The organism is Nocardia acididurans, from assembly GCF_016741815.1.
Classification (GTDB): Bacteria; Actinomycetota; Actinomycetes; order Mycobacteriales; family Mycobacteriaceae; genus Nocardia; species Nocardia acididurans.
The window spans coordinates 624159-642188 of sequence record NZ_JAERRJ010000001.1 but is presented as its reverse complement, the minus strand read 5'-3'; the positions used below and the strand labels follow the sequence as shown (position 1 = coordinate 642188).

15 protein-coding genes are annotated in these 18030 nt (G+C 67.7%); 10 read left to right on the top strand and 5 right to left on the bottom strand.

Annotated features, from left to right (window positions below):
- Window positions 1-222 precede the first annotated feature (222 nt).
- A complete protein-coding gene (locus JK358_RS02945; protein ID WP_201943219.1) occupies window positions 223-1437 on the top strand; it encodes a hypothetical protein in 1215 nt (404 codons plus the stop codon).
- 155 nt (window positions 1438-1592) lie between these two features.
- On the opposite strand, the gene JK358_RS02940 is transcribed toward JK358_RS02945, so the two are convergent.
- Window positions 1593-2348: a MerR family transcriptional regulator gene (locus JK358_RS02940; protein ID WP_201943217.1), complete on the bottom strand. Its 756-nt coding sequence runs from the start codon at window positions 2346-2348 to the stop codon at window positions 1593-1595.
- Window positions 2349-2466: 118 nt separating this feature from the next.
- Here JK358_RS02940 and JK358_RS02935 point away from each other — a divergent pair, with 118 nt between their 5' ends.
- On the top strand, window positions 2467-3198 hold the full coding sequence (locus JK358_RS02935; protein ID WP_201943215.1) for a S1 family peptidase: 732 nt from the start codon (window positions 2467-2469) through the stop codon (window positions 3196-3198).
- A 70-nt stretch (window positions 3199-3268) separates the two neighbouring features.
- Here the strand turns inward: JK358_RS02935 and JK358_RS02930 are convergent, their stop codons facing one another.
- Window positions 3269-3916 carry an NAD(P)-dependent oxidoreductase gene (locus JK358_RS02930; protein WP_201943213.1) on the bottom strand — a complete coding sequence of 216 codons (648 nt, stop codon included), beginning with the start codon at window positions 3914-3916 and terminating at the stop codon, window positions 3269-3271.
- A 98-nt stretch (window positions 3917-4014) separates the two neighbouring features.
- A complete protein-coding gene (locus tag JK358_RS02925; protein WP_201943211.1) occupies window positions 4015-4959 on the bottom strand; it encodes an EamA family transporter in 945 nt (314 codons plus the stop codon).
- Window positions 4960-5068: 109 nt separating this feature from the next.
- Here JK358_RS02925 and JK358_RS02920 point away from each other — a divergent pair, with 109 nt between their 5' ends.
- A complete protein-coding gene (locus tag JK358_RS02920) occupies window positions 5069-5569 on the top strand; it encodes a MarR family winged helix-turn-helix transcriptional regulator (protein WP_307817251.1) in 501 nt (166 codons plus the stop codon).
- Here the strand turns inward: JK358_RS02920 and JK358_RS02915 are convergent.
- The gene (locus JK358_RS02915; RefSeq protein ID WP_201943207.1) at window positions 5558-6745 is read right to left on the bottom strand and encodes a SpoIID/LytB domain-containing protein; all 1188 of its coding nucleotides are present in this window, start codon (window positions 6743-6745) and stop codon (window positions 5558-5560) included. The genes JK358_RS02920 and JK358_RS02915 overlap by 12 nt on opposite strands.
- 319 nt (window positions 6746-7064) lie before the next feature.
- Between JK358_RS02915 and JK358_RS02910 the strand changes: the two genes are divergently transcribed.
- On the top strand, window positions 7065-9137 hold the full coding sequence (locus tag JK358_RS02910) for an N-acetylmuramoyl-L-alanine amidase (RefSeq protein WP_232850587.1): 2073 nt from the start codon (window positions 7065-7067) through the stop codon (window positions 9135-9137).
- A gap of 27 nt (window positions 9138-9164) precedes the next feature.
- Here the strand turns inward: JK358_RS02910 and JK358_RS02905 are convergent, their stop codons facing one another.
- Window positions 9165-9968, bottom strand: coding sequence for an HAD family hydrolase (locus JK358_RS02905; RefSeq protein ID WP_201943807.1), 804 nt, complete (start codon window positions 9966-9968; stop codon window positions 9165-9167).
- A 189-nt stretch (window positions 9969-10157) separates the two neighbouring features.
- On the opposite strand from JK358_RS02905, the gene JK358_RS02900 reads away from it, so the two are divergent.
- From JK358_RS02900 to JK358_RS02875, 6 genes are read left to right on the top strand one after another with little or no spacing between them, the layout of a single operon-like run.
- Window positions 10158-11135 carry an ABC transporter permease gene (locus tag JK358_RS02900; RefSeq protein ID WP_201943203.1) on the top strand — a complete coding sequence of 326 codons (978 nt, stop codon included), beginning with the start codon at window positions 10158-10160 and terminating at the stop codon, window positions 11133-11135.
- Window positions 11132-12067 carry an ABC transporter permease gene (locus JK358_RS02895; protein WP_201943201.1) on the top strand — a complete coding sequence of 312 codons (936 nt, stop codon included), beginning with the start codon at window positions 11132-11134 and terminating at the stop codon, window positions 12065-12067. The genes JK358_RS02900 and JK358_RS02895 overlap by 4 nt, the downstream gene beginning before the upstream one ends.
- Complete coding sequence (locus JK358_RS02890) at window positions 12064-13935, top strand: ABC transporter ATP-binding protein (RefSeq protein ID WP_201943199.1); 1872 nt, start codon at window positions 12064-12066, stop codon at window positions 13933-13935. The genes JK358_RS02895 and JK358_RS02890 overlap by 4 nt, the downstream gene beginning before the upstream one ends.
- A gap of 10 nt (window positions 13936-13945) precedes the next feature.
- Window positions 13946-15667, top strand: a complete 1722-nt coding sequence (locus tag JK358_RS02885) for an ABC transporter family substrate-binding protein (protein ID WP_201943198.1) — start codon at window positions 13946-13948, stop codon at window positions 15665-15667.
- 28 nt (window positions 15668-15695) lie between these two features.
- Entirely contained in the window at window positions 15696-17372 is a 1677-nt protein-coding gene (locus JK358_RS02880) for an ABC transporter family substrate-binding protein (RefSeq protein WP_201943197.1), read from the top strand.
- Between the two features lie 8 nt (window positions 17373-17380).
- Entirely contained in the window at window positions 17381-18025 is a 645-nt protein-coding gene (locus tag JK358_RS02875; protein WP_201943806.1) for a hypothetical protein, read from the top strand.
- The last annotated feature ends 5 nt before the right edge of the window (window positions 18026-18030 follow it).

Genomic DNA, 18030 nt, shown 5'->3' with positions numbered 1-18030 from the left:
CAAGGTTGACGGGCTCGCCGAGGGTACGCGCCGGACCTGTGGCGGTCATCCCGATGAGTGGGATGAGATCTCGAAGGTTTTGCTCAAAGTTCACCAAAGTGCAGACAGGCGGGTCATGAGACCTGTATTACATAGGCACCCGAACTGAACATCCGTCCAGTTTGGTTGCCGTATGCACCGTGCGGCCGTGCCCTTCGCCCGACCCGGAAGACCTTCACCCCCATGCGGTTCCCCCGTCTCGCCCCGCTCACGGGCGCACTCACGCTCACCGCCGTGCTCAGCACGGCCGCCCTGCTCCCCGCCGCCGCACCCGCCCACGCCGCGGGCGAAACCCTCGCCGACATCCAGGTCGCCGAGGCGACCGAAGTTTGCGGAAAGGGTTCTGCCACTTTCGACCACGTCGTCACCACCGCGGCCACCGCCCTGCGCACCACCGTGCCCGGCCATCAGCTGACCGGCTTCGACCAGCAGGTCGACGACTTCCGGCGGTCCATCGCCGCTATCCGCGTGCACCGCGACATGCTGCCCGTCGGATCGGTCAACGAGCGCACCGAATTCCTCGACGACCCGATCGTCAGCAACCTGGTCAACAGCCTCGACGCCATCCGCACCGGCCGCATCCACCAGACCGTCTCGGTGTCGTCGCTGAGCATCAACGACATGATCGAGGTGTTCATCCTCGCCGCCCGCATCGTGAAGATCCCGGCGCAGCTGGGCGCGAGCCTGGTCCCGACCGTCGGCTTCGTGCTCAAGCCCATCGTCGGCGCGATCTTCAACGGCGTGAAGTCCCTGGCGCGCGCGATCCAGAACCAGCTGGAACTGGGCTGCAACACCACCGGCGCATACCAGAAACTGCAACTCGAACTGCCCGACGAGCAGGTCTCGGTACCGCAGCCACTGGTCGACCTCGCCAATCAGCTGGTGCTCGCGGACGGCAGCTGCACGCCGATGGCGGAACTGAAGACCTCCGAGCTGGTCGAACGCACCCGGCACTTCCTCACCACCACCGGCGCGCTCGGCATCGACGCCGCCGTCGTGGAGGGCAATGCCGCTGCGCTGCAAGCCTTCCTGCGTGACAACCGGGTCGCCGACATCGTGACCCTGCGCCGCACCGAAGACCTCGGCCCGATCGTCAACGCCATGGACTACGGCCCGATGACCTTCCTGGCCAACCTCGGCTTCGACATCTACGAGGGCAAGGCACTCAACACCGTCGCACTGGCCGATGTTTCCGTCGAGAACGCCTTCGACCTGGTGACGCTGGCGCTCGACACCACCAGCCTGCTGCTCACCCTCGGCAATATGATCGCCGGCTGGACGGGCGTCGCCTCGACCGTCCTCACCCCGCTGTCGATCGCGCAGACCCTGGCGTTCGCGCCCACCACCTACGGTGCGCCGATTCTGAAGGGGGTCATGCAATCCATGTGCGCGGCATGACCCACTCTCGGTAGGGGCTCTCAGGGGCTCCGCCCCCGAACCCCCCGCCATGCACGCGGGCTCGACCCGCTCTCGGCTCTGAACCCGCGGGGACGCGAATCACGAACGGCCCGAGCGATTCTCATCGCTCGGGCCGTTCGCTTTCCGCGCGGTGATCAGAGGCGCTGTTCGGCGTACGCCTTCATGGCGTCGCGGACGTAGGCCGCGGTGCCTTCGGCGTGCTGGTCGTAGTTGACGGCGAATCGCGGGTCCTGGACGTACATTTCGCCGAGGCCGATGAAGGCCTCCTTGACGGGGCGGCGGCCCTGCCAGCCTTCTGCCACCCAGTCGTAGTGGCGCTGCACGATGGCCTGCACCTCGTCGCTGTCGACGGGGGTGCCGGCCTGGAACGCGCGGGCGTAGTCGACGGCCATGTCCAGTTGCATCTGGAGGTGGGCCTTCTTCTCGGCGTCGGACTTGGCCCGCCACCAGCGGTCACCGCGCTCGTAGGCGTCCTTGCCCCAGCGTTCGATGACCTCGTCCTTGTACTGCGTGTGGTCGAATCCGTCGAAGACTTCGTCGGCCATGAGTTGTTCACCTGCTTCCGTTTTGCGCAATGTGGTGTGCACCGAGGCGATTTGGCGCGCGATCCGAGCCTGCTCCTGTTTCAGCAATTCCAGATGCGTGCGCAATGCGGCGGCGGTGTCCCTTTCTCCCGCGAGGACTTCGGCGATGGCCGGGAGGCCGAGGCCGAGTTCGCGCAGCAGCAGGATCCGCTGCAATCGCACGAGGGATTCCTGGTCGTAATAGCGGTAGCCGTTGTGTCCGATCCGGCTGGGCGTCAGCAGGCCGAGGTCACCGTAGTGCCGCAGGGTGCGGCTGGTGGTCCCGGCGTACTTGGCCAGTTCATGGATGGACCATTCGGTCGCCACTGTCCGTTTCCTTTCCTCTCGTTCGCTCGACGGATTCCAGAGTGCAAGTTGACGCAGCGTCAAGGTCAAGTCCTATTATTCAACGCGTTCTATTCACATCTGGGGGAACAGGAAAATCATGTTCACAACGGGCCGCGCCCGAGTTCTGCGCTGGGCGGCCGCGATCGGTATCGCCCTGAGTTCCACCCTGCTCACCGCCGGTGTCGCCGACGCCGCGCCCATGGTGACCCTGGGCGGCGGCTCCGGCGTCTACGTCGAACAGCTCGACGGGACCAACAGCGCCGCCGAATGCACCCTCACCGCTGTCGGTTACGACCGCGAGAACCGCCTGGTCGCTCTGACCGCCGGGCACTGCGGCGAGGTCGGCGCGCGCATCGCCGCCGAATACACCCGCAGCGGCGGGATCGGCGTCATCGCCAACAAGGACGACTACTTCGACTGGGCGGTCATCGCCCTGGATCCGGACCGGGTGCTCCCCACCCGCCAGGTCGGACCGTCGGTCATCAACGGCATCGGCGCCGGGCCCCGGGTCGGTGACATCGCCTGCAAGAACGGGCGGACCACCGGCTACACCTGTGGACCGGTGTGGGAGACGAACGAGACCTTCTTCCGCAGCCAGGTGTGCGCCAACCACGGTGACTCCGGCGGCCCGGTGCTGCTGGGCGACCGGCTCATCGGAATGGTCGTCGCCGGACAGGAATTCGAGCTCGGCCCGGTGACCATCGACATGCAGCCGTGCAAGGGCGCGGGCGATCTGCTGCACACGCCGGAGATCGCCACCACCATCTCCTCGGTGCTGGCCGATATCGACGCCAGCGGCGGCGTGGGCGCGGGGTTCCGGCCCTTCTGATATCCGGACAACTCGAAAGCCCGCCCGGCCGATTCGGCCTGGCGGGCTTTTCGTTGTCCCCGAAGGGGTTTCAGTATCCGGCGGTGAAACGGGTGCGGTGATGCTTCGGCAGTTCCGCCTCGTCGAGCAGGGCCACCGCGAGATCCTCCATCGAAATCGCGGAGTTCCCTTCGGCATCGGCGACCAGCTCGTCCGCGCCGAGGCGGTAGGTTCCGGTCCGCTCGCCCGGCTCGAGCAGTGCGGACGGGCTCACGTAGGCCCAATCCACGTCTCCCCCAGCGGCTTCGTGCGCCTGGAACACGTCGAGCTGGGCACCGCACGCGGCGGCGATGGGCAGCAGTTCGGCGGGGAAGTCCGGCTGTTCGACGAGGGTCAGGCCGGTGCCCGGCACCACCAGGCTGCCCGCTCCGCCCACCACGAGCAGGCGGATTCCGGTGCCCGACAAGCCCTTCAGCAGCGATTCCGCGACTTCGGCGAGCTCGTGCTCCTGGCCGATGACAGGCCGGGTGGCGCTGATGACCAGATCGCTGCCCACACTCGCGGCGGTCACGAATTCCGGGTCGGCGGCACTGCCCGCCATGACTTCGACTTCCGCCCAGAGTCCGGCGAGCCGATCGTGGGATCGGGATACGGCGCGCACCTGATGTCCGCGGCTCAGGGCCTCGGTGACGACCCGGCCGCCGACGCCGCCTGCCGCTCCGAACACGGTGATCTTCATGGTCTTCCGCTCCTCAGGGTTCACGGGATGTCCGGCCGCCGGGGCGGCGGCCGATGTGTTTCTCCGGCAAGGGAGCCGAGTGTTTCTCCGGCCCTGGATCAGGCGGCGGTGCGCGCGGGATCGCGTGGCGCCGAGGGGTTTTCGTCCTCATCCACGGTCACCGCGCGGGGTGCGGTGGCGAGCTGGCCGAGCAGGGTCGCGCCGAGGGCGATGAGCATGCCGAGCAGCTGCAGCGGGGCCAGCGACTGGCCGAGGGCGATCCAGCCGATGACGGCGGCCGACACCGGGCTGAGCAGGCCGAGGAAGGCGATGGAGGTGGCATTGGTGCGGGCGATGCCGCGGAACCAGAGGGCGTAGGCGACGGCGGTGCCGATCAGGCCGAGGTAGAGGTAGCCGCCGACGGCCGCGAGGTCCAGGGCCGGGGGCGCGCCCTCGACGAGCAGGGCCAGGGGCAGCAGGAACAGTCCGCCCGCGGTGAGCTGCCAGCCGGTCATGGCGAGCGGGCCGACGCCGTCGGGGCGGCCCCAGCGCTTGGTCATGACGGTGCCGCCGGCCATGGAGGCGGCGCCGGCCAGGCCCGCGATCACGCCGACCGTGTCGAGGACGGCGGTGGCGCGCAGTACCACCAGCGCGACGCCGAACAGGCCGATGAGGCCCGCGAGAAGCTTTCGCAGCGTGAGCTTTTCGTTCAGGGCGAGGGCGGCGAAGCCGAGGGCGATGAGCGGTGCGGCCGCGCCGAGGACGGCGGCGACGCCGCCGGGCAGCCGGTAGGCGGCGAGGAACAGCAGCGGGAAGAACGCGCCGATGTTCAGCATGCCGAGGACGGCGGCGCGGCCGACCCAGCGACCGTGCGGGAGGGTGCGGGTGATGGCCAGCAGCAGCAGTCCGGCGGGGAGGGCACGCATGAGGGCGGTGAACAGCGGGCGGTCCGGGGGCAGGAATTCGGTGGTGACGGCGTAGGTGGAACCCCAGACCAGGGGTGCCAGCCCGGCGAGGGCGAGCGTGCCGGCGTAGGAGGCGGCGCCGGTGCGTGCGGTGGTCATCGATAGCTCCTTGTTGATAATCTCAATGTTGAAATATCAGCATCGAGGATGCTTCGATGTCAAGTATCTTGATGTTGAGATTATTTCCCTCGAGAGAAAAGGAGCGGCCGTGACCGACGCCGTCGACCTGATCACCGCGGCCTGGAACGCCCAGCGGCCCGATGTGGACGTCTCCCCAATGGCCGTCTGCGCCCGCATCACCCGGCTCTCGAACGTCCTCGACCGCGAGTTCAAGGACTTCTTCGGCGCCTACGGGCTGGAGTTCTGGGAGTTCGACGTACTCGCGACGCTGCTGCGGTGCGGCTCCCCGGACGGGCTCACCGCGGGCGCGCTCAACAAGGCCGCCATGCGGACCTCGGGCGCGATCACCAATCGCATCGACAAGCTGACGGCCAAGGGGCTGGTCGAACGGGTTCCGGACGCGACCGATCGCCGGTCGATCCGGGTGCGCCTCACCGCGACCGGGCGCGAACTCGTCGACACACTGCTGCCGCTGCACGTGGCCAACGAGGAACGCATCCTCGCCGGTCTGGTCACCGGCGATCGCGACGAACTCGCCGGTCTGCTGCGCAAACTCGCCGAATCGCTCGGCGATACCTCACTCGCCTGACGCGTTGCCCACCGCGGGCTGCGGCAGCGTCGTCGTCGCTCGCGGCGAGCGGTACACCGGGGGCGGCGTCGGCGTGATCGCCGTGCTCGGGGCGAGCGTCTCGGGCGGGACGCCGGGCTTGACCGACGCCTCTGGTGTGGCCGCGTCCGCGATCGGATCGGTCGGCGTCAGCAGGTCCGGCGGAATCAGGTCCGCCAGTGTGACATCCGGTGGTATTTCGACGGAAGGGATGGGGGCCGAAGGGAATTCGCTCAGCGCCGGTCCCACCTCGAGGTTCTGGATGTCCATCGGGCTGCCGCCGTCGGGCGCGGCCGAATACTCCGAGCGCAGAATGTGGTTGTCGCGCAACAGCACTCGGCCGGTGGTGGCGTGCACGGCCGCGCTGGTGCGCGGATCCTCCTTCGCCGTGCCCGGATACACCTGGCAGTCGGTGGTGTCGCAGGTTTCGGCGTACGGATAGCGGCTCTCGGCCAGCGCGTAGGAGCGCGCGGCGACGGCCTGCGCCTTCAGCGCTTCCGCACCGCCCTGATCGGCCCAGTTGGGGACCATTTCGGCGGGGACCACACCGAGCAGGTAGTCCTCGATGTCGACCTCGTTGACGGTGCGGAAGGCGTCGCCCTCCAGGACCGCGCCGAGGACGCCGCGATAGGCGTTGCCGCCGCAGAGTTCGAGGTGTTCCTCGGCGGGGCGGCCGGAGCCGTCGGTCATGGGGTAGACCCACGGGTCGTCGGTCGTTCCCTCCCACAGGATTTCGCCGTCGCAGCCGGTGGTGACGGTGACATCGGCCCCGGTGGGAGTGGGGGTGAGGTGGGCGGCCTGGCCGGGGATGACGCGGCGGCCGGCGACGAAGAGCCCGGATTCGGAGGTGACGTCGAGCGTGCTGTCGTCCTGCTGGGTGAGCCGCACGCGCACCGGGACGGGAGTGATCTCACCGATATCGGCGCCGGGGTAGTAGTGGGCGAGGATCTGGTCGACGGTGCTGCCGCCGACGGCTCGGTCGAATGCGCCGGTCTGGCTCAGTCCACGGCCGTGACCAGGGCCGACCAGGGGTTTGTAGGCACCCTTCGGCCAGGCCCAGAGCAGGCCCGCGCAGACGCCCGCGAGGGTGGCGGTAGCGAGTGACAGGGCGATCAGCCGGCGCCGTCTCCGGCGCCTGTGTAGGTACCCGTTCGGCATGTCATACCCGTTCTTTCGATACGCGAAGCTACATTCGAGTTATCCAAAGCTAAGCCTCAACCATACGTTCAGGTTCTGTGACAGTTGGGACTAGTGTGATCGTTGATGCGCCAGGAAGCAACCCATCGTTTCGGGCGATTTTCGACGGAAATACCTGGAATGGGAGAAGCTTGTGCCGTACCGCAAAGCAAAAACCTCGTATGCCCTACCAATAGCCACGATCCTGGCCATCACGGCACCGCTCGGCGTTCTCGCCCTGAGCGACAGCCCCGAGGTCCGGAACACCGATGAAAGCAATCTTGCAGCAATACCTGCGAAGATGACCGAGGTCGTGCTGGCCTCGTCCCCCGATATCGTGCTACCGCTCCGCGAGCTCACCGGGCTGAACCTGCCCGACCTACGACTATCCGACCTACGGATGATCCCGCTGCCCAAGTCCGTGCACGTCCCGCAGGGCCTACTACCGGGAGTGGACCTACCGAGCGAGATTCCACTCCCCGATCTCAGCGGCACCGGCGCGGGCACCGCGCCCGCCTCCTTCGCTCCCACCGAACCGCTCACCGCCGCACCGGGATTCATCGCCCGGCGGCAGCAGCCCGGTGACGATCAGACTCTCCCGGCTCCGGCCGATCCCGCTCTCCCGGCCCCGGCCGATCCCGGCACTGTCCCGGTCGATCCGAACGCCGCCGCCGCACCGGAATCCGGAACCGCCGCCATCCCCGGCCTCACCGGCGATCCGAGCACTCCCGCCCTGTCCCCCGGCGCGGTCCCGCGCGAACTGGTGAACCAGGTCGGCGCGCAGGTCAAGGAACTCAGCCGGGAAACTCCGTTCAGCATGGTCGCACTCACCGCGCAGGATCTGGCCGGGCGTTCGGCCATGATCCGGGCGCAGCGCCCCGACGGTTCCTGGGGGCCGTGGTATCCGGCCGAGGAGGTGGACGGACGCGCGAAGGCCAACGGCCGCACCGGAACCGAACCCATCTACGTCGGCAACACCAAATCGGTGCAGGTGCTGGTGACCCGCAAGCAGGCCACCGCGCCCGTCCAGGGACAACCGACGGAACCCGGTCCGCTGTCGCATGATTCGAGCGATCCGGCGCAGATCGACCTGGAGAAACTGGCCGCCGTGCTGATCGATCCGGGCCGCGGCACCATCGACGAGAACCTCTCCCAGGTGGCGAACGCGCTGCCCGGCGGCGGACCGAAGGTGATCACCCGCGCGCAATGGGGCGCGGACGAATCCGTGCGCTGCCAGGAGCCCACCTACGACGACGGCGTCTCGGCCATCACCGTGCACCACACGGCGGGCCGCAACGACTACAGCAAGGCGGAGTCGGCGGGCATCGTGCGCGCCATCTACGCGTATCACGCGAAAACGCTGGGCTGGTGCGATATCGGCTACAACGCGCTGGTCGACAAGTACGGGCAGATCTTCGAGGGTCGCTACGGCGGACTGGACCGGCCCGTCGAGGGCGCGCACGCGGGCGGATTCAACATCAACACCGCCGGTGTGGCCTTCATGGGCAACCACGAGGAGGAAGCGCCGACCGATGTGGCGGTGCGGTCGATGGGCGAGTTCATCGGCTGGCGGGCGCGGGTGGCGGGCATCGACCCCGAGGGTTCCACCACCATGTACTCCGAGGGCAGCGACTACACCAAGTACGCCATGGGGCAGGCGGTGAAACTGCCGAATGTGTTCGCGCACCGCGATGTCGGCAACACCTCGTGCCCGGGTGACGCGGCCTACAACCTGATGGACCGGATCCGGGCCGTCGCCGAGGGCGTGGCGGGTCCGAGCCCGGCCACCACCTCGCCGCGCACCCGGCCGGATGTGCAGGTGAACCACCAGAATCCGGGGGCGACGACCCCGGACACCAGCACCGACACCACCACCGACACCGAGCTGGCGACGCTGGCCGAATTGACCACGCGGCTGCTGGGATTGATCGATCGCAGCGCGGTGGCGAAGTACTACAGCGAGCAGGGCGGCCCGAACGGTCCACTGGGACAGGTGAAGTCGGTGCCGCAGCCCACCGGCGACGGCGGGCAGACGGCGGACTTCGTCAACGGGTTCGTGTACGCCGCGCCGAGCGGGCAGATCTACTCCGTGGTCGGGAAGATCCTGGAGCGGTTCATCCAATTGGGTGCGGGCACAGGCGTTCTCGGGCTGCCGCAGAGCAACGAGTACCGCATCCAGGACGGGATCCGCTCCGACTTCCAGCACGGGTCGCTGATCTACAACACGATCACCGGGATCGTGACGACCGTGCTGAAGAACATCGGCACCGGCCCGGGGACGAATCCCGGCGCGGCGAACCCTGGTGCGCCCGTTCCGGGCGCGGCGACCATTCCGGACGTGCTGGACGCTCCGGCGGTGGCACCGGTCAACTGACGCCGGATCGGCGGGCTGGTCGAAAGGCTAAGCCCGCCACCAGCGTTCGAGCACCTGCGCGACACCGTCGTTGTCGTTGTGCTCGGCGATCTCGTCCGCGGCGGCCTTGGCCTCCGGGTGGGCGTTGCCCATGGCGACGCCGTGGCCGGCCATGCGGAGCATCGGGACGTCGTTGGGCATGTCGCCGAAGGCGATGAGGGTGGCGTGCTGGACGCCGAGCCGCTGCGCGACGGTGGCCAGGCCGGTGGCCTTGGTGATGCCCGGGGCGGAGAGTTCGATGAGGCCGTCGTCGGTGGAGTAGGTGACGTCGGCGCGGCCGGCCAGGCGGGGTTCCAGGATGTCGCGCATGTCGCCGCTGGCCGCGCCGGGCAGGCGGATGAGCATCTTGATGGCGGCGTTCGCGATCACCTCGGCGCGCGAGACCCGGGTGTCGTCGGGGTTCAGCCAGGCGTGCTCGTATTCGGGTGAGCTCACGAACTGCGGGGTGGCGGCGTCGTGCGCGGTGCTGCCGATGCGTTCGGCGGCCAGCCCGCACCCGGGTAGCAGGCTCTCGGCCAGGTCGGCCGCCCAGGCGAGGGTGTCCGGGTCGAGGGTGTAGCTGGCCAGGATCCGGTCCTGCGCGCTGTCGTAGATGACCGCGCCGTTCCCGCACACGCACAGCGGCGCGTACCCGAGCCCGTCCACCACCGGATCGATCCAGCGCGGCGGCCGTCCGGTGGCGAGCACGAACGGCACGCCGTCCGCGATCAGCGCGTCGACCGCGGCTTTGGTACGCGGGCTCACCTGCTCACTGCGGTCGATGAGCGTGCCGTCCACGTCCGTGGCGACCATCTTGGGTTTGGGCAGGTGAAAGAGTGTCACCTAGTCCATCCTGCCTGATTTGCCGGACCAGGGTGTCCGCTCTGGTCGCTGCCGTACGTCAATTGAAATACGGATTGCCCGATGTTGCCCCTGCGCACCACACGATTCGCCGGACCTGTCCTTATGATCTGGGGCTAAGACTCGACCCGAGAGGGACTGATGGCCGGATTTCTACTGCGACGTGCGGTGAACTATGTCGTGCTGCTCGTGCTGGCATCGTTCCTCGTCTTCACCATCGCGTCGCTGACGTTCAGGCCGCTGGACTATCTCGAGGAGCGCAATCCGCGTCCGCCGCAGTCGGTGATCGAGGCAAAGCGCGCGGAACTGCATCTGGACGAGCCGATTCCGCAGCGGTACCTGTCCTGGGCCGGTGGCGCGATCACGGGCGACTTCGGGAAGACCAAGGCGGGGCAGCCGATCTCGGAGGAGCTGCCGCGTCGCATCGGGGTGAGCCTGCGACTGCTGCTGATCGGGTCCATCGTGGGCACCGTGCTCGGTGTGCTGATCGGTGCGGCGAATGCGATCCGGCAGTACAAGTTCAGTGACTATCTGAGTACGGTCCTGTCGCTGCTGCTGCTGTCGACGCCGATCTTCGTGCTGGCGACCATGTTGAAATACGGTGCGCTGCAGGTCAATCAGCTGACGGGGGAGCAGATCTTCCTCTACACCGGGGAGACGTCGGCGACGGCGATCCACGGGTTCTGGAATCAGCTGGTGGATCGGATTCAGCATCTCGCGATCCCCACGCTCGGATTGGCGCTGGGCGCGATGGCCGGTTACAGCCGGTACCAGCGCAACGCCATGCTGGATGTGCTGGGCAGCGATTTCATCCGGACCGCCCGCGCCAAGGGCCTGACCCGTTCCCGCGCGCTCTACAAGCACGGCCTGCGCACCGCGCTCATCCCGATGGCAACCCTGTTCGCCTACAGCCTGGGTGGTCTGGTCACCGGCGCGACCTTCACCGAGAAGATCTTCGGCTGGCACGGTGTGGGTGAGTGGCTGGTCCTCGGGCTCGGTGATCAGGACCTGAACATCGTGCTGGCGTCGACGGTGTTCGCCGGTGTGGTGGTGCTGCTGTCCGGCCTGCTGTCGGATGTCGTCTATGCCCTGCTCGACCCGAGGGTGCGTGTGTCATGACCGATGTCGAGATCATCGTCCAGGGTGCGCCGCAGCAGGCGACCGGTCGCCGGAAGCTGGTGCTGCGCCGCTTCCTGCGCAACAAGACCTCGGTGGTCGCCCTGGTGGTACTGGCCGCGCTGGTCCTGATCGCCTTCGTGCTGCCGCACTTCCTGCCCTACACCTACACCGACCAGGACCGGACCGCGATCCTGCAGCCGCCGGGTCCGGACCATTGGTTCGGCACCACGAACAACGGCGAGGACGTGCTGGCGCAGACCCTCCGCGGCCTGCAGAAGTCGCTGATCATCGGATTCGGCGCGGCGATCATCACGGCGGTGCTCGCCACGCTGGCGGGTGCGCTGGCCGGGCTGCTGGGCGGCTGGGTGGACCGGTCGATCATGTGGCTGGTCGATCTGCTGCTGGTGGTGCCCAGTTTCATCATGATCGCGCTGTTCGCCCCGCGCACCAAGGGCAATGATTCGACGCTGCTGCTGATGGTGTTGATCGCGGTCTTCGGCTGGATGATCAGCGCCCGTATCGTGCGCGGGCTCACCATGAGCATGCGGGAGCGCGAATTCGTCCGGGCCGCTCGCTATATGGGCGCGTCGACCCGGGCGGTGATCACGACGCACATCGTGCCGAACATCGCGTCCATCCTGATCATCGACACCACGCTGGCCGTGGGCGGTGCGGTGATGGCCGAAACCGGTTTGAGCTTCCTCGGTTTCGGCGTGCAGTTCCCGGACGTCTCGCTGGGTTCGCTGATCGGCCGGTACAGCGAACAGGCTTTCACCTTCCCGTGGACGTTCATGTTCGCCGGCGGCTGCCTGGTGATCATCGTGCTGTGCGCGAACCTGGTGGGCGACGGCCTGCGGGACGCCTTCGATCCGAGCGCGAAACGCGCGCGGTCGCGGAAGGCCCCGCGCGAGAAGAAGGCGCAGCGGTCATGAGCGAGACTTCCCCCTCCCTGGTGAAAGCCACCACGGCGCCACTGCTGGAGGTGACCGACCTGCGCGTCTCCTTCCCCAGCGAAGAGGGGCGTGTGGAGGCGGTACGCGGGGTGAACTTCACCGTGAACGACGGTGAGGTGCTGGCCATCGTCGGCGAATCCGGTTCTGGCAAATCGGTGTCGTCGCTCGCGGTGATCGGGCTGCTGCCCGAGCAGGCGCGGGTGCACGGCTCGGTCCGGCTGCGCGGGCGGGAGCTGCTCGGGCTGGGCGACAAACAGATGTCCACCATGCGGGGCAGCCGGGTGTCCATGGTGTTCCAGGACCCGCTGTCGGCCCTGACCCCGGTGTACCGGATCGGCGATCAGATCGCGGAAGCGTTGCTGGCACACAAGAAGATGAGCCGGTCCGAGGCGGCGGCCAAGGCGGTCGAGCTGCTCGATCTGGTGGGCATCCCGGATGCGGCGGTGCGCGCCAACGCTTTTCCGCACGAGTTCTCCGGCGGTATGCGCCAGCGGGTGGTGATCGCCATGGCCATCGCCAACGATCCCGAACTGATCATCTGCGATGAGCCGACCACGGCGCTGGACGTGACGGTGCAGAAGCAGATCCTGAATCTGCTGCGCAAGGCGCGCGATATCACCGGCGCGGGCGTCATCATGATCACCCACGACATGGGTATCGCCGCGACGCTGGCCGATCGGGTGGCTGTCATGTACGCCGGGCGGGTTGTCGAAACCGCTTCGGCGAAGAACCTTTTCACGGCTCCGCGCATGCCGTACACGGCGGGGCTGCTCGGTTCCATCCCGCGCATGGATACGCCGCCGCGCTCGGCGCTGATCCCCATCGTCGGTGCACCGCCGGCCATGCACGATCTGCCGCCGGGCTGCTCGTTCGCACCCCGCTGTCCGATCGCCATCGATGACTGCCGAGCTGCCGAACCCCCGCTGCAGGACACCGATCCCGGCCATCGTGCCGCGTGCATCCGCACGTCGGAGGTCGGCACCTCGGAGTTGTTCACGGCCTACCGCCGCGAGATCTCCGGTCCGGACAGCGTGGTGAAAACCGATGCCTCGCGGGTGATTCTGCGGGTCTCGGAGCTGCGTAAGACCTTCCCGCTCACCTCGGGCGTGATCTTCCGCCGCCGTACCGGCGAGGTGAAGGCCGTGGACGGCATCAGTTTCGAGGTCCACGCGGGTCGCACGCTCGCGCTGGTCGGCGAATCCGGGTCCGGTAAGACGACCACGCTGACCCAGATCATGGAGCTGGTGCGCCCGGAGTCGGGGTCGATCGAGATCCTCGGGTACGACATCGCGGCGCTGACCAAGCAGCAGCGCCGCGAGATCCGGCGCAAGATGCAGATCGTGTTCCAGGATCCGTCCTCCTCGCTGGATCCACGGCTGCCGATCTCGGACGCGCTCGCCGAGCCGCTGCGCATCGACGGCCGGTCACGGGACGAGATCAACCGGCGCGTACCGGAACTGCTCGAGATGGTCGGTTTGCGCCCGGAGCACGTCGACCGCTACCCGGCCGATTTCTCCGGCGGGCAGAAGCAGCGCATCAATATCGCGCGGGCGCTGGCGCTGGATCCGGAACTGCTGGTGCTGGACGAGCCGGTGTCGTCCCTGGACGTGTCCATCCAGGCCGGTGTGCTGAATCTGCTGCGGGATCTGCAGGCCGAACGCGGGCTGTCGTATCTCTTCGTCTCCCACGATCTTTCGGTGGTGCGTAATCTGGCGCACGACATCGCCGTCATGTACAAGGGGCAGATCGTCGAATCCGGGCCCGCGGAACAGATTTTCGCGGACCCGCGGCACACGTATACGCGCGCACTGATCGATGCCGTCCCGCAGCCGGTGGCGGCCCGTTAGGAGAGGTGCGATGCGGATTCGCCCACACTGCACGCCGATTCGGCAACGCCGCGGCCGGCCCGTCCGGTCCCGGCGTGGGGCCGCCCTGCTGTTCGCGGCGGGGCTGGCCGTCGCGGCCCTGACCTCGTGTTCGACGGGCACCGATCCGCTCGGCGACGCCGAGATCGGCAGCAGCAGCGATATCAACCCGCAGCCGCGCGAGAATCTGCGCGACGGCGGGAATCTGCGGCTGGCCATCACCTCGTTCCCGGCGAACTGGAACACGCTGTCCAACGACGGCAACGACGGTGAGATCGCCGATGTCGTACGGCCGATGATGCCGCGCTCCTTCGTGATCGACGCGGCCGGCGAGACCAGCATCAACCGCGACTACTTCACCGATATCCAGCTGCGCAGCACGCAACCGCAGCAGGTGGTCTACACCATCGACCCGAAGGCGGTGTGGTCCGACGGCAGCCCGATCACCTGGGAGGACATCGCCTCGCAGGCGAACGCGTTGAGCGGCAGGGACAAACGCTTCCTGATCGCCATCAACAACGGGTTCGACCGGGTGGCGAAGGTGGAGCGCGGCTCCGACGACCGGCAGGCCGTCATCACCTTCGACAAGCCGTACGCCGACTGGCGCGGACAGTTCGCGGGCAACTCGATGCTGTACCCGAAATCGGTGACCGCCACCCCGGAATCGTTCAACGACGCGCTGGTCAACGGGATTTCACTGACCGCCGGGCCGTTCCTGGTGAAGTCCACCGACCGTACGCAGGGCCGGATCGTGCTGGAGCGCAATCCGAAATGGTGGGGCGCGGCCCCGAAGCTGGACACCATCACCTACAGCGTGCTGGATCGCGCGGCCTGGGCGGCGGCCCTGCGCAACAACGAGATCGACGCGGTGCGGCTGTCCGGCTTGGACGAGGTGACCTCCATCCGCGGCACGGCCGGACTCGCGCTGCGCCAGGCTCCGGACAATCGCTGGCGGCACATCACCTTCAACGGCGCGCCGGGTTCCATCCTCGCGGATCAGGCTGTGCGCGTGGCCATCACGAAGGGCATCGACCGGCAGGCCGTCGCCGACAGCATCATGTACGGGATCGTCAAGCAGCCGAAAACTCTCGACAACCACGTGTTCCTGGAGGGCCAGCACGGCTACCGGAACAACACGCTCGGCTACGACCCGGACGCGGCCAACCGGGAACTCGACGCGCTCGGCTGGGTCCGGCAGGGCGACGGCATCCGCGCCAAGAACGGTGAGCGGCTGGTGATCCGCGATGTCATGTACGCGAATCCGCTGTGGGTGCAGGTGGCCACGGTCATCCAGAAGAGCCTGTCCGCCATCGGCGTCGAACTCATCATCGATCAGCGGGCGGGGGCGGGTTTCTTCACCGATGTCATCCAGCCCGGCGACTTCGACGCGGCGCAGTTCATCTACCAGGGCGATCCGTTCCCGTTCGGCAGCATCCAGCAGATCTACTCCTACAACCCGGATGATCTGCAGGGAAACTACGGGCGGATCGGGTCCGCCGAGCTGAACGAGCTCATCGACCGTACGCTGTCGGAACTCGATCCGGACAAGGCGATCGAACTGGCCAACCAGGTGGACCGCAAGGTCTTCGAGGAGGGTCATTCGCTGCCGCTGGTGCAGGACATGGGCGTCTTCGGCGTGCGGAACGAGGTCGCGAACTACGGTGCGCCGGGGCTCGCGAGCTACGACTACACCTTGATCGGCTTCCAGAAGTAGGAGCCGGCACGGCAGAAAGGGGCGATCCTTGCGGATACGTTCGACAGCGGTACGACTCGCGATCCCCATGGTCGCCCTCGGCGTGCTCGTCTCCGGGTGTAGCGGCGGCAACAAGGTGGAGGCGGGCTCGTCGACCATCGGCAGCACCAACGACATCAACCCGCATCCGGTCGAGGATCTGGCGCCGGGCGGGAACCTGCGGCTGTCGCTGAGCGCGATGCCCGCCTCGTTCAATCCCATGCACGTGGACGGCAACACCGGCGACACCAGCGAGGTCCTGACCCCGGTGGTGCCGACAGCGTGGAAAGCCGACGCGGCCGGGCAGCTGAACCTCGACACCGACTACTACACCGACATCAAGCTGACCGAGACCAGCCCGCAAAAGGTCGTCTACACCATCAACCCCAAGGTGATGTGGTCCGACGGCACCCCACTCACCTGGGAAGACTTCCGCGCCCAGTGGCAGGCGATGAACGGCACCAACGACGAGTACCTGGTCGCCTCCTCCTCCGGTTACGAGCGCATCGGTTCGGTGGAGCGCGGTGTGGACGACCGGCAGGTCGTCGTCACCTACAAGGAGCCGTACGCCGAGTGGCAGGGCCCGTTCAGCGTGGTACTGCCGAAGGCGAACTTCGCCTCGCCGCAAGCCTTCAACGAGTGGGCCCGCAACGGTCTGCCGGTCAGCGCCGGGCCGTTCACCATCACGAACATCGACCGCACGCAGAACCGGATCACGCTGGGCCGCAACCCCAACTGGTGGGGTGACACCCCGGTGCTCGACACCATCACCTTCAGCGTGCTCGACAACGCCGCGCTGCTGGGCGCGATGCAGAACAACGAGCTGGACGAAGCCTCGATGTCCGGCCTGGCGAATGTGACCGCCGCGAGCAACATTCCGAACGTCACCGTCCGCCGCACGCCCCGCAACTACTGGTCGCATCTGACCTTCAACGGCGCGCCCGGCGCGCTGCTCTCGGATGTGGGCGTGCGCCGCGCCGTCGCGAAGGCCATTGATCGGCAGGCCATCGTGGACACCAACCAGCACGGCATCGTGGCCGAACCCAAGGTCCTGAACAACCACGTCTTCCTGAACGGCCAGAAGGGCTACCAGGACAATGCGGAATCCGTCGCCTACAACCCCGACGCCGCCGCACAGGAACTCGAGGCGCTGGGCTGGGTCATTCCGCCGGGCGGCACGGTGCGGGAGAAGGACGGCCGCAAGCTGATCCTGAAGGACGTCATGTACCAGCAGGACGCGTGGGTCGACATGGCCAAGATCGTGCAGGCCAACCTCGCGAAAGTCGGTGTCGGACTGGAGATCCAGACCGTGCCGGGCACCGGCCTGTTCACCAATGTGATCGATCCGGGCAACTACGACCTGGCGCAGTACAGCTACAGCGGCAGCACGCTGCCGCTGGGTTCGCTGCGGCAGATCTACTACTACGATCCGGAGAACTGGCAGGGCAACAAGGCGCGCATCGGCTCGCCCGAACTCAACACCCTCATCGATCAGACCCTGCGGGAGCTCGACCCCGCCAAGGCGATCGAGATGGCGAACCAGGTCGACCGCAAGATCTTCGAAGAGGTGCACTCGCTCCCGCTGACGCAGTCGGCCGGTGTCGTGGCCGTGAACAGCAAGCTCGCCAACTGGGGCGCGTTCGGCCTGGCCGATCCCGACTACACCAAGGTGGGCTTCCTCAAGTGATCAGCCGGATGGGTCATCCGCTGGCCTATCCGGTCCTCGTGACGATCGGCGCTCTGGCGAGCTGTCTCGCCTGGGCGCCGTTCGCCGATCCGGACCAGGCCGCCATGCTGGGCACGGTGGCTGTGATCATTCTGGGGTACAGCGCTTTTCGATCGGGGATGGCGCTGGGGTACCTGCCGAACGGGCTGCCGGAGCGGGAGATCGCGGTGCGGCGGGTGCGGCAGCAGCATCGGCTGGTGAGCCGGTCGTGGCTGGAGTTCGATCTCGGCGGGCGAACCCGGTGGGTGCCGGTGTATTTCGATCCGGCGCTGGTGGGACTGACCCAGGACAATGCCGAATTGTCCTCGCGGGCGGTGTATGTCGGTGACCTGCGGGTGTACCCGGCGGGGCGGGTGCGGGATACCGAGCCGCCGGGGCGGCTCGTCGACAATCCGGTTCGGGCCGATCCGCAGGCGGCCACCACGGCCGCGCAGGCGGTGCGGCTCGGGCGGCGGCTGGTGCTGGATGCCCAGCCGGCGGTGGCGGCTCCCGTCGCGGGGTTGTTGTGGGTGTATGTGGCGGGCGGCGGCACAGCGGCTTTCGCTGGGGCGACGGCGGTCGCCGCGACCACGGCGGTGTGGCTGTCGGCGATCCGCGGATCCGACCCCAGCTGAGTCGA

Bases quoted from the DNA above. Each gene is read 5' to 3' on its own strand.
- JK358_RS02945 (WP_201943219.1), top strand. From the start codon at position 223: ATGCGGTTCCCCCGTCTCGCCCCGCTCACGGGCGCACTCACGCTCACC.
- JK358_RS02935 (WP_201943215.1), top strand. From the start codon at position 2,467: ATGTTCACAACGGGCCGCGCCCGAGTTCTGCGCTGGGCGGCCGCGATC.
- JK358_RS02930 (WP_201943213.1), bottom strand. From the start codon at position 3,916: ATGAAGATCACCGTGTTCGGAGCGGCAGGCGGCGTCGGCGGCCGGGTC.
- JK358_RS02925 (WP_201943211.1), bottom strand. From the start codon at position 4,959: ATGACCACCGCACGCACCGGCGCCGCCTCCTACGCCGGCACGCTCGCC.
- JK358_RS02915 (WP_201943207.1), bottom strand. From the start codon at position 6,745: ATGCCGAACGGGTACCTACACAGGCGCCGGAGACGGCGCCGGCTGATC.
- JK358_RS02910 (WP_232850587.1), top strand. From the start codon at position 7,065: ATGACCGAGGTCGTGCTGGCCTCGTCCCCCGATATCGTGCTACCGCTC.
- JK358_RS02905 (WP_201943807.1), bottom strand. From the start codon at position 9,968: ATGGTCGCCACGGACGTGGACGGCACGCTCATCGACCGCAGTGAGCAG.
- JK358_RS02900 (WP_201943203.1), top strand. From the start codon at position 10,158: ATGGCCGGATTTCTACTGCGACGTGCGGTGAACTATGTCGTGCTGCTC.
- JK358_RS02895 (WP_201943201.1), top strand. From the start codon at position 11,132: ATGACCGATGTCGAGATCATCGTCCAGGGTGCGCCGCAGCAGGCGACC.
- JK358_RS02890 (WP_201943199.1), top strand. From the start codon at position 12,064: ATGAGCGAGACTTCCCCCTCCCTGGTGAAAGCCACCACGGCGCCACTG.
- JK358_RS02885 (WP_201943198.1), top strand. From the start codon at position 13,946: ATGCGGATTCGCCCACACTGCACGCCGATTCGGCAACGCCGCGGCCGG.
- JK358_RS02875 (WP_201943806.1), top strand. From the start codon at position 17,381: ATGGGTCATCCGCTGGCCTATCCGGTCCTCGTGACGATCGGCGCTCTG.